The sequence below is a fragment of the Lacisediminimonas sp. genome, assembly GCF_030645335.1.
In the GTDB taxonomy this organism is placed as follows: Bacteria; Pseudomonadota; Gammaproteobacteria; order Burkholderiales; family Burkholderiaceae_D; genus Lacisediminimonas.
Window position 1 is genome coordinate 1 of record NZ_JAUSNH010000081.1, and the last position, 10338, is coordinate 10338.

10 protein-coding genes are annotated in these 10338 nt (G+C 63.3%); 4 read left to right on the forward strand and 6 right to left on the reverse strand.

Going from position 1 to position 10338, the window contains the following annotated elements; translation table 11 throughout:
* Positions 1–119 precede the first annotated feature (119 nt).
* Both eda and edd read right to left on the reverse strand, forming a co-directional pair.
* Complete coding sequence (gene eda, locus Q7T64_RS05830) at positions 120–752, reverse strand: bifunctional 4-hydroxy-2-oxoglutarate aldolase/2-dehydro-3-deoxy-phosphogluconate aldolase (RefSeq protein ID WP_304792683.1); 633 nt, start codon at positions 750–752, stop codon at positions 120–122.
* A 21-nt stretch (positions 753–773) separates the two neighbouring features.
* Complete coding sequence (gene edd / locus Q7T64_RS05835; RefSeq protein ID WP_304792686.1) at positions 774–2684, reverse strand: phosphogluconate dehydratase; 1911 nt, start codon at positions 2682–2684, stop codon at positions 774–776.
* Positions 2685–2991: 307 nt separating this feature from the next.
* On the opposite strand from edd, the gene pgi reads away from it, so the two are divergent.
* The 4 genes from pgi to tal all read left to right on the forward strand — a co-directional run bounded on the left by pgi (position 2992) and on the right by tal (position 8202).
* The gene (gene pgi / locus Q7T64_RS05840) at positions 2992–4650 is read left to right on the forward strand and encodes a glucose-6-phosphate isomerase (RefSeq protein WP_304792689.1); all 1659 of its coding nucleotides are present in this window, start codon (positions 2992–2994) and stop codon (positions 4648–4650) included.
* Positions 4651–4742: 92 nt separating this feature from the next.
* Complete coding sequence (zwf, locus tag Q7T64_RS05845; protein ID WP_304792691.1) at positions 4743–6236, forward strand: glucose-6-phosphate dehydrogenase; 1494 nt, start codon at positions 4743–4745, stop codon at positions 6234–6236.
* Between the two features lie 10 nt (positions 6237–6246).
* Positions 6247–7128, forward strand: coding sequence for a MurR/RpiR family transcriptional regulator (locus Q7T64_RS05850; RefSeq protein ID WP_304792694.1), 882 nt, complete (start codon positions 6247–6249; stop codon positions 7126–7128).
* A 138-nt stretch (positions 7129–7266) separates the two neighbouring features.
* Positions 7267–8202, forward strand: a complete 936-nt coding sequence (gene tal / locus Q7T64_RS05855; RefSeq protein WP_304792698.1) for a transaldolase — start codon at positions 7267–7269, stop codon at positions 8200–8202.
* 16 nt (positions 8203–8218) lie between these two features.
* On the opposite strand, the gene Q7T64_RS05860 is transcribed toward tal, so the two are convergent.
* The 4 genes from Q7T64_RS05860 to Q7T64_RS05875 form a co-directional block, all read right to left on the reverse strand.
* Positions 8219–8404, reverse strand: a complete 186-nt coding sequence (locus Q7T64_RS05860; protein ID WP_304792701.1) for a hypothetical protein — start codon at positions 8402–8404, stop codon at positions 8219–8221.
* Positions 8405–8535: 131 nt separating this feature from the next.
* Positions 8536–9135 (reverse strand): recombination mediator RecR, encoded by a 600-nt coding sequence (gene recR, locus Q7T64_RS05865; protein WP_304792703.1) that lies wholly within the window; start codon positions 9133–9135, stop codon positions 8536–8538.
* Between the two features lie 18 nt (positions 9136–9153).
* Positions 9154–9480 carry a YbaB/EbfC family nucleoid-associated protein gene (locus tag Q7T64_RS05870; protein ID WP_304792706.1) on the reverse strand — a complete coding sequence of 109 codons (327 nt, stop codon included), beginning with the start codon at positions 9478–9480 and terminating at the stop codon, positions 9154–9156.
* A 35-nt stretch (positions 9481–9515) separates the two neighbouring features.
* Positions 9516–10338: DNA polymerase III subunit gamma/tau C-terminal domain-containing protein (locus Q7T64_RS05875; RefSeq protein ID WP_304792709.1), on the reverse strand; the 823-nt coding region annotated here is incomplete at its 5' end.

The window sequence follows — 10338 nt, forward strand, 5'->3', positions numbered from 1 at the left end:
CGCTGGAGTTCAAGGCCTTCCAGGACCTCGGGCAATTGTTCGCCAAGTAAGGCCAGCAAACAAACGTCAACACCGTCGCCCGCAAGCGGGCAATCAAACCGCTGGCGACGGCCGCTGCATCAGCCTGCGGCACTGCGCAGCGCCGCCGCCGCGCGCGCCAGTGCGGTAATGCGGGCCCAGTCGCCAGACTGCAGGGCATCCTTTGGCGTGAGCCAGGAGCCGCCGACGCAGGCCACATTCCGGCACGACAGGAACTGCGCCGCCGTGTCGGCCGTAATGCCGCCGGTCGGGCAGAACATCACGTCCGGCAACGGGCCGGCGATTGCGTTGAGCATGCCGATGCCGCCCGCGGGCACGGCCGGAAACAGTTTCAACTGGCGGTAACCCAGCTCGCGCGCCATCATCACTTCCGATGGCGTCATCACGCCGGGCAGCAAAGGCAAGCCGCTGCGGCGCGCCCCTTCCGCGACTGCGGCCGTGAGCCCCGGCGACACGGCGAACACGGCGCCGGCCTCGCGCGCGGCAGTGAATTCCTCGGCGCGGGTCACGGTGCCGACACCGACAATCGCCTCCGGAATCGCCGCCGCAATGGCGCGAATTGCCGGCAAGCCGTGCACGGTGCGCAGCGTGATCTCCAGCACCCGGATTCCGCCGGCGACCAGGGCCCGCGCCAGCGGCAGCGCATGCGCGGGATCGTCGATCTGGATCACCGGTATCACCGGCGAGGCCTGCATCATCTCAAGCATGTTCATGCTGGTTTTCCTTTCATATTTTCAGTTCGGGCGCGCCAGGAAGTCTTCGTCACTGCCCGGCGGCGCATCGGCCGGCAGCATGACATCGTCCGGTACGCGTCCTGGCAACACCGGCGGCAGCGCAAAGGTGGCCGCGCCCTGTTCCGCCGTGCCCACTGTATTGCGGAACATGGCGAACAATTCCCGCCCCATTCCCAACTGGTGCGCCCCGGCCGGCGGCGCTTCGATGGTGCGCGCCTGCCATGTCGCTTCATCGACCAACGCTTCCAGCACGCCACGCACGCCATCCACCCGCAGCATGTCGCCGTCGCGCACCCGGCCAAGCGGCCCGCCGGCCAGTACTTCGGGACTGACATGGATCGCCGCCGGTACCTTGCCGGACGCGCCGGACATGCGTCCATCGGTTACCAGCGCCACCCGCCGGCCGGCATCTTGCAGGCTGCCCAGCGCGGGCGTGAGCGCATGCAGTTCCGGCATGCCGTTGGCCCGCGGCCCCTGGTAACGCAGCACGGCGACAAAGTCGCGCTCGAGGTTGCCCGCCTGGAAGGCATGCAGGAATGCTTCCTGCGAATCGAACACGATGGCCGGCGCTTCCACCACCCGGTGTTCTGGCTTGACCGCAGAAACCTTGATGACGGCGCGTCCGAGATTGCCGGTCAGCAGGCGCAGCCCTCCTTCCGGCGAAAACGGCCGCTCGCCAGGTCGCAACACGGCCTCGTCGGCGCTGTTTTGGGTTGCCGGCTTCCACACCAGCCGTTCGTTCTCTAGGAAAGGCTCCATGCAATGCGCCCGCAGCCCCTTGCCAAGGATGGTCGTCACATCCTCATGCAGCACGCCGGCGTCGAGCAATTCACGGATCAGGAAACCCGGGCCGCCCGCAGCCTGGAAATGATTGATGTCGGCATTGCCATTGGGGTAGATGCGAGTCAGTTGCGGCACCACTGAGGACAAGATGCTGAAGTCATTCCAGTCGATCACGATCCCCGCCGCCCTGGCAATCGCCACCAGGTGCAGCGTGTGATTGGTGGAGCCGCCGCTGGCCAGCAGCATCACGATGGCATTGACGATCGCCTTTTCGTCCACCACGTGGCCTACCGGAATCCATGCGGCGTCGCTGCTGCCCAATTCGACTGCCCGCCTGGTTGCCGCCGCCGTCAGCGCATCGCGCAGTGGTGTGCCGGGCATGATGAAAGCAGCGCCCGGCAAATGCAGGCCCATCACTTCCATCAATAACTGGTTGCTGTTGGCAGTGCCATAGAAGGTGCAAGTCCCGGGGCTATGGTAGGACTGTGCTTCGGCCTCCAGCAATTCTTCGCGGCCGATCTTGCCTTGTGCATATAACTGGCGAATCCGCGACTTCTCCGTATTGGACAAGCCGCTGGACATGGGCCCGCCGGGAACGAAAACAGCAGGCAGATGGCCAAAATGCAGTGCGCCGATCAGCAAGCCCGGTACGATCTTGTCGCAAATGCCCAGGAAAACGGCTGCGTCGAACATGTTGTGCGACAGCGCGATGGCGGTGGACATGGCGATCGTGTCACGCGAAAACAGCGACAGCTCCATGCCCGGCTGCCCCTGTGTAACACCGTCGCACATGGCAGGCGTGCCGCCAGCGAACTGTGCCACCGCGCCCGCTTCGCGCGCAGCCTGCTTGATGATGGCCGGAAAGCGCTCGAACGGCTGGTGTGCCGACAGCATGTCGTTGTACGAGGACACGATTGCGACGGATGGCTTCTTCTGTTCGCGCAACAACAGCTTGTCGCTGGCCGGGAAGGCGGCAAATCCGTGGGCAAGATTGGTGCAGCCGATGGCACTGCGCTGTACGCCGTCCGGGCGCGCAGCTTGTAGCCGGGCAAGGTAGGCTTGCCGCGTGGGCGCACTTTTGCGGATCACTTCGCGCGTAACGGCATCGACCGTGGAATGCAGCATCATTTAGCGGCTCCCGTATTGGGGTTGGTTTATTTTGGTAACTATACTACATGGAATTTCCTATCCTTAAATTAAGGATATGGCGGCACAGATACGATGATTGCACTATTTTTACGTAGTAAATTTTCTTCTTATGTTGTACAGTCAATCCGACACTTTTCGGTTCGGCTTTTGACGGCGTTGTCTTGCCGGCACGCCTTGACTATTTGCGACACCCCCGGTCTATTAATGGCTAATGTTGACTATCGCTGAATTTCGCCGAGGGTCCTTGACCCTCGCTGACTATTGACTTCAACCCGGATGACCCCGAATGGTTCCTGACCTGACCAGCACTTCCGCCTGGCTTGCGCTGCTGGATCACAGCCGCATTGCCGGCGCATGGCAAATGCGCGACCTCTTCAGCAAGGACCCGCAAAGATTCGAACGGCTCTCGCTGGCATGCTGCGACTTGCTGCTCGACTACTCCAAAAACCGCCTCGATGGCGACACGCTGGAGCTGCTGCTGGCGCTGGCGCGCGAACGTGGCATCGAACAGCAACGCGCCGCCATGTTCAGCGGCAGCAAAATCAATACCACCGAACAGCGCGCCGTACTGCACACCGCCCTGCGCGCGCCGCGCGAGGCCGCCACCGCCATCGACGGCCGGCCGGTAGCGCCACAGATCCACGAAGTACTGGACCGCATGGGCGACTTCACCGCGCGCGTGCGTGACGCCCGCTGGCTCGGTTATAGCGGCCGGCCAATCACCGACATCGTCAACATCGGCATCGGCGGCTCGGACCTTGGTCCGAAGATGGCGTGCCAGGCCTTGCGTGCGTTTCATCATCCCCGCTTGCGCGCCCACTTCGTGTCGAATGTCGACGCCCATGATCTTGATGCCGTACTGCATCAGGTCGAGCCGGAAACTACCCTGTTCATCATCGCCTCCAAGACTTTCACGACCATGGAAACGATGATGAACGCCCACACTGCCCGCGCCTGGTTCCTGCAGCGCGGTAGCGAAGCGGCCCTTGCCAGCCACTTCGTCGCCGTCTCGACCAATACCGATGCCGTGCAGGCGTTCGGCATCGACATTGCCAACATGTTCCCGTTCTGGGATTGGGTTGGCGGCCGGTATTCCGTCTGGTCCGCAATTGGCCTGTCGCTTGCACTGATGATAGGCGCCGAGCGCTTCCGCGAGTTCCTGGACGGCGGTTTTGCGATGGACCGGCATTTCTGCTCGGCGCCGCTGGCTGCCAACATGCCGGTATTGCTGGCATTGGTCGGCATCTGGAATCGCAACTTTCTGCACACTGCGTCGCAATCGATCGCGCCCTACCATCAGGACTTGCGCCACTTCCCTGCCTTCTTGCAGCAACTGGAAATGGAAAGCAATGGCAAGCGCGTGACGCTTGATGGCCGGGCGCTGGAAGCGGCAAGCTGCCCGGTGGTCTGGGGCGATACCGGAACCAATGGGCAGCATGCCTATTTCCAGTTGCTGCACCAGGGATGCGACACCATCCCGGTCGACTTCATCGCCGCGCTGCGGCCGGCGCACGCGCTGCAAGCGCATCACAGTGCGCTGCTGGCAAATTGCTTTGCGCAATCCGAAGCACTGATGCTGGGCAAGAGCGCAGCGCAAGTGCATGCAGAATTGCAGCGCCAGGGAGTGCCGGAAACCGCGATTCCTGAATTGGTTGCGCACAAGACTTTTCCCGGCAACCGGCCCAGCAACACGATCCTGCTGGAAGCGCTCACCCCCGCCACGCTCGGCGCGCTGGTCGCGCTGTATGAACACAAGACTTTCGTGCAGGGAGTGATCTGGGGCGTGAACAGTTTTGACCAATGGGGCGTCGAACTGGGCAAGGTATTGGCCACGCGCATTCAATCCGAACTCGCCGGCCAGGACAATCCCGATCCATTGGCGCATGACAGCTCAACTGCGAACCTGATCGCGCGGGCGCGCAAGGCGGCCGGCAAGACCGGCTGATCGTCCTCACGCATTCACGCATTCACACTCCAATATTCACTACGCACGCATCCGATGAACAAACCCGGATGCGTGCAGGGACCAACGAAAACATGTCATCTCCAGGCAAGCCCGCTTCACTCAATGACTTCGACATGGTGCTGTTCGGCGGCGGCGGCGACCTGGCCATGCGCAAGCTGTTGCCGGCGCTGTATGCGCTGTCGGGCAACAAGGTCTGGCCGGCCGGCGCGCGCATCATCTGCGTGGGCCGGCACGACTGGACGCTCGAGCAATACCTGGAAGCGGTCGAGCAGAATGCCCGTCCCAATCTTGCCAGCGGCACCTTCAGCGAAGAGCGATGGCAGGCATTCCGCTCCCGCTTCAGCTATGTCTCGGTGGACGCCGCGGACGCCGGCAGTTACCACAGCCTGACAAAGGTATTGCGCACCGAAGAGGCCATCACGCGGGTGTTTTACCTGGCGACGCCGCCAAGCCTGTTTGCCACCATTTGCCAGAACCTGGCCGGCAATGGACTGGCCAATGCACAGTCGCGCGTGGTGCTGGAAAAGCCGCTCGGGCGCGATCTCGACAGCGCGCGCCAGATCAATCTCCAGGTCGGCAAGGTATTCGCCGAATCGCAAATCTACCGGATCGACCACTACCTGGGCAAGGAGGCGGTGCAAAACCTGCTGGCGCTGCGCTTTGGCAATATCCTGTTCGAGCCCTTGTGGCGGCGCGAATGGATATCCGACGTCCAGATCACGATCGCCGAACAGATTGGCGTTGGCAACCGCATGGGCTACTACGAACCGTCGGGGGCGCTGCGCGACATGTTGCAGAATCACTTGCTGCAACTGCTTTGCATCGTCGCGATGGAGCCGCCGGTGTCCGTCACCGCCGACGCCGTGCGCGACGAAAAGCTGCAGGTGCTGCGATCCTTGCGACGCTTCACGCCGCATACGCTGGTGCAAAATGTGGTGCGCGGACAATACCGCAGCGGCCATGTCAACGGCGTGCAGGTGCCTGGCTACCGCCAGGAGCCGGACGCGCAGCCCAACTCGCGCACCGAGACTTTCGTTGCGGTCAAGGCAGAGATCGATACCTGGCGCTGGGCAGGCGTGCCGTTCTACCTGCGCACCGGCAAACGGATGGCCGATTCGCTGGCCGAAATCGTGATCCGCTTCAAATCGATTCCGCACTCCATCTTTGCGCAGCCGGTCGGCAGCTTCCAGCCCAATTCGCTGGTGATCAGGCTGCAGCCCAACGAAGGCCTGCACCTGAACCTGATGGCGAAAACGCCCGGCGATGGCATGCGCTTGAAGCCGGTCGACCTGGAGCTCGATTTCCGCGAAACCTTCAAGAAGCCGCGGATGGAAGCCTATGAACGCCTGTTGCTCGATGTCTTGCGCGGCCACCTCACGCTGTTCATGCGCAGCGACGAACTGGAACAGGCGTGGGAATGGGTGGAGCCGATCCTGCTGTTCTGGGAGCAGGATGAAAACGAGCCGGTTCCGTATGCCTCCGGCACATGGGGCCCGGCTGCAGCGAGCGCACTGATCGGGCGCGACGGCCTGCAGTGGCGCGAAGAAACCCTGCCGGAAGTCTGATCGAACGACCATGCTGCTCGACGCCATCCGCACCCAGATCGACACGCTGTCCCGCTCGGAAAAGAAAGTCGCGCTGGCGGTGCTGGATAACCCGTCACTGACGCTGGCGGAAAACATCACGGCGCTGGCGCGTTCGGCGCAAGTGTCGGAGCCCACGGTCGTTCGCTTTTGCCGCGCACTGGGCTACGACGGCTGGCAGGAATTCAAGCTGCGGCTGGCGCAAGGCCTGGCGCTGGCGCCGCCGGAAGACGCCAATCCACCCTTGCCCGACGACCTGGCCGCCGACCTGGTCGCCAAGATCTGCACGCGCTCGATCAATGCGCTGCTCGACCTGCGCAACAACCTAGACCCGGAGGCCATCCAGCGCGCGCTCGACATCCTCGCCAAGGCGCGCAAGATCGAATTTTATGGCCAGGGATCATCTGGCATCATTGCCGCCGATGCGCAGCATAAATTTTTCCGTTCCGGCATACCGACGGTGGCCTACAGCGACCCGCATGTGCACAGCATCGCCGCCGCCCTGCTGGCCAAGGGCGATGCTGTGGTCGCCATCTCGCAGCGCGGCACCAGCACCTCGGTCATCCGCAGCGTGCAACTGGCCCGCAAGGCCGGCGCCGATGTGATCGTGCTGGCGCCGCGCGGCACGCCGCTGGCCGACCTGGCCAATGTGCTGGTGCCAATCGACATCGGCGCCGACAACGACCCGTACACGCCGATTTCAGCCCGCCTGGCGCATCTGGCCGTGATCGACATGCTGGCGGTCGGCCTGGCGCTGCGTGCCGGACCTGAGCGACGCCGCAAGATACTGGCTGCGCAACGCTCGCTGCAACGCATCGACATGCACCTGGACGCCTTTACCGCCGCGCCGCAGCCGGGAAGCCGCCGTCGCTGATGCGAGGTGGCGGCAAGCCCTGCCCTGGCCCACCCCCGCAATTGCACCGCGATGTTTGCCGTGGCCGGCGCCAACGCCGCAGCGATGCTGGCCGCTGCCTTACAATAGCGGATCATTTTCTTTCCTAGCGCGCTCGCCATGAATCAACTGGATCAGCTCAAGCAGTTCACCACCATCGTCGCCGACACCGGGGACTTTCAATCGATACAGGCATTCACGCCGCGCGACGCCACGACCAACCCCTCATTGATCCTGAAGGCAGTCCAGAAAGACGAGTACCGGCCGCTGCTGGAGCAGGCAGTACGCGACCATGCCAACAAGTCCACTGCCGACATCATCGACGAATTGCTGATCCTGTTCGGCCGCAAGATCCTGGCACTGATTCCCGGCCGCGTGTCGACTGAAACCGATGCCCGCCTGTCGTTCGACACCGCCGGCACGATAGAAAAAGGACGCGCGCTGATTGCGCTGTATGAGGCAGCCGGCATCGGCCGCGAACGCGTGCTGATCAAGATCGCCTCCACCTGGGAAGGCATTTGCGCCGCCCAGGTGCTGGAGAAGGAAGGCATCCGCTGCAACATGACGCTGTTGTTCGCCCTGCCGCAAGCGATTGCCTGCGCAGATGCCGGCGTCCAGCTGATCTCGCCGTTTGTCGGCCGCATTTATGACTGGTACAAGAAATCCACCGGCACCGAGTATGCGGGCGCCGACGATCCTGGCGTGCAGTCGGTGCGCCGCATCTACAACTACTACCGCAAGTTCGGCTACAAGACCGAAGTGATGGGTGCGAGCTTTCGCAACACCTCCCAGATACTGGAATTGGCCGGTTGTGATTTGCTGACCATCAGCCCTGACTTGTTGAAGCAGCTGGCGGAAACAACGGGCGTCGTGGCGCGCAAGCTGAATCCGCAGGAAGCCAGCGCCAGCGACCTGCAAAAGCAGATGCTGGACGAGAAAGCCTTTCGCTTGGCCCTGAACGAAGATGCGATGGCAACCGAAAAGCTGGCAGAGGGAATCCGGGCGTTCTGCGCTGATTCGGTCAAGCTCGAAGGCCTGGTCGAGCGGCTGCGCTAACGCCGGCGCGCAAACCTCAGCGCGCGTTCGGCGAGGCTGCTGGCGTTGTTGGTGTTGACGCCGGCCCCGGTGCCGCGGCTGCCGGCGGCTTTGCGGCGGCTGCCGGTTCCTTGCTGCCGCTAAACCACGGATTATTGAAGGTCAGGTAGCCGAGCAGGAACAAGCCGAACGCAATGGCGACCTGGTTGAAGTTGAATTTCATTTTGTCTCCCTTTTATTTCACTGTCGCCGTGTCACGCTGTTGGCGCGTGCCTGATGCGCAATTGATGCGTAACTGAGGCGTACTCGATCGCTACTCGTCGCCTTGTACCATGCATGCCGCCGAGCGCGCCATCAGGTTGCGCGACGATCCAGCATGGCGCGCGCTATCGTGCCCGCATCCACATATTCCAGTTCGCCGCCTACCGGCACGCCACGGGCAAGCCGGCTGACGGACAATCCGCGCGCCTTGAGCATTTCACCGATGTAATGCGCAGTCGCCTCGCCTTCACTGGTGAAATTGGTGGCCAGCACGACTTCTTTCACGGCGCCGTTGGCGGCGCGCTCGATCAGGCGCTCAAGGTGGATGTCGCGCGGTCCGATGCCGTCCAGTGGCGACAGCCGTCCCATCAACACAAAATACATTCCCTTGAAGGTCAGGGTCTGCTCGATCATCATCTGGTCGGCTGGCGTCTCGACCACGCACAGCAGCGTCGCATCGCGCTCGCTGTCGCTGCAGGTGCTGCAGATTTCGCTTTCGGTGAAGGTATTGCACAACTGGCAGTGCCGTACCTGCTGCATGGCATCGGTCAGGGCGCGGCCAAGCTGCTGTGCACCGTCGCGGTCGTGCTGGAGCAAATGATAGGCCATGCGTTGCGCCGACTTTGGCCCGACACCGGGCAGGCAACGCAGCGCTTCAGTGAGCGTATCGAGGCTGGATGTGAATTTCGGCATGCGCCTCTTGCCAGGTGATCAGAACGGCATCTTGAAGCCCGGCGGCAGCGGCATGCCGGCGGTAACGCCCGACATTTTCTCCTGCGTCGTGGCTTCGGCTTTGCGGACCGCATCATTGAATGCGGCAGCCACCAGGTCTTCCAGCATGTCCTTGTCTTCGCCCACCAGCGAGGGATCGATGGTGACGCGCTTGACGTCATGCTTGCAGGTCATGATGACCTTCACCATGCCGGCGCCCGACTGTCCTTCGACTTCGATCGAGGCCAGCTGGTCCTGCATTTTCTTCATGTTGTCCTGCATTGCCTGCGCTTGCTTCATCAAGCCGGCCAACTGGTTTTTCATCATGGGGCGCTCCTGTTCTCGTTAATCGGGTTTGGCAATCAATTCGGACGCACCGAGCCGGGCACGACGGTGGCGCCGAACTCCCGCATCAGGGTTTGCACGAAGGGATCGCTATGCATTTTTTGCTCCGCCTCGCGCTGGCGCAGCTCGCGCTGGGCAGTGGCGAGCGCATTGGCAGTCAGGCTGACCGGGCCGATTTCGGTGCTCAGTCGCACGCGCCGTGCCAGCTGATCGGCCAGGGCGGCTTCAAGCTTTTCCGGGCTGCCGGATGAACGCAGGGTCTCGACCGCAATGCGCAGGTGGAACGCCAGTGCGCCATCGCTTTCCTGGCATTCAATCAATTCGCTTTGCAGCGCAAGTTGCTGCACCACGCCGCGCAGCGGCAGTGCTGCAGCCAGTGACGGCCAGCCGTCGTTCCAGCCGGGGATCGTGACCGGCCCGGGCGGCTCGGCGGCATGCCGGGCTGGCATGACAGCTTCGGCAACGACGGCTTCGGCGGCGGCGATGGATATTGGCGCTTGCTGCGGCGCGGCGGGCTCAGCCGGGGCCTCGTTGCTGAATGTCGGGGCTGCGGATTGTGCAGACTGCTCAGAATCTGCCAGCTCGTGCGCGTCCTCCCATGCAGCCAGCTCCTGGCGCACGACGTTGGCCACGGCCGCTACTGGTGGCGTCGATGTCGGCGGCGGCGCTGCAGGCCGCGCAGCGCCGGGAACTGTGCGCATGCCGGTGCGTGCGGCGTCCAGTGCAGCACGCGCAGGGCCACCAGCCGGGCGACCGGAAGCAGGCGGCGCCGGTGCAACGGCAGACCGGGCGGCAGGGGCAGCGGCAGCGGCCGGCAAGGGCGCCGCGGCGCGCGCGCCC

What these genes read in the sequence shown, in the direction of transcription:
- recR (WP_304792703.1), bottom strand. Translation starts at nt 9,135, where the DNA reads ATGCCGAAATTCACATCCAGCCTCGATACGCTCACTGAAGCGCTGCGT.
- Q7T64_RS05860 (WP_304792701.1), bottom strand. Translation starts at nt 8,404, where the DNA reads ATGAAATTCAACTTCAACCAGGTCGCCATTGCGTTCGGCTTGTTCCTG.
- zwf (WP_304792691.1), top strand. Translation starts at nt 4,743, where the DNA reads ATGTCATCTCCAGGCAAGCCCGCTTCACTCAATGACTTCGACATGGTG.
- Q7T64_RS05870 (WP_304792706.1), bottom strand. Translation starts at nt 9,480, where the DNA reads ATGATGAAAAACCAGTTGGCCGGCTTGATGAAGCAAGCGCAGGCAATG.
- edd (WP_304792686.1), bottom strand. Translation starts at nt 2,684, where the DNA reads ATGATGCTGCATTCCACGGTCGATGCCGTTACGCGCGAAGTGATCCGC.
- eda (WP_304792683.1), bottom strand. Translation starts at nt 752, where the DNA reads ATGAACATGCTTGAGATGATGCAGGCCTCGCCGGTGATACCGGTGATC.
- Q7T64_RS05850 (WP_304792694.1), top strand. Translation starts at nt 6,247, where the DNA reads ATGCTGCTCGACGCCATCCGCACCCAGATCGACACGCTGTCCCGCTCG.
- tal (WP_304792698.1), top strand. Translation starts at nt 7,267, where the DNA reads ATGAATCAACTGGATCAGCTCAAGCAGTTCACCACCATCGTCGCCGAC.
- pgi (WP_304792689.1), top strand. Translation starts at nt 2,992, where the DNA reads ATGGTTCCTGACCTGACCAGCACTTCCGCCTGGCTTGCGCTGCTGGAT.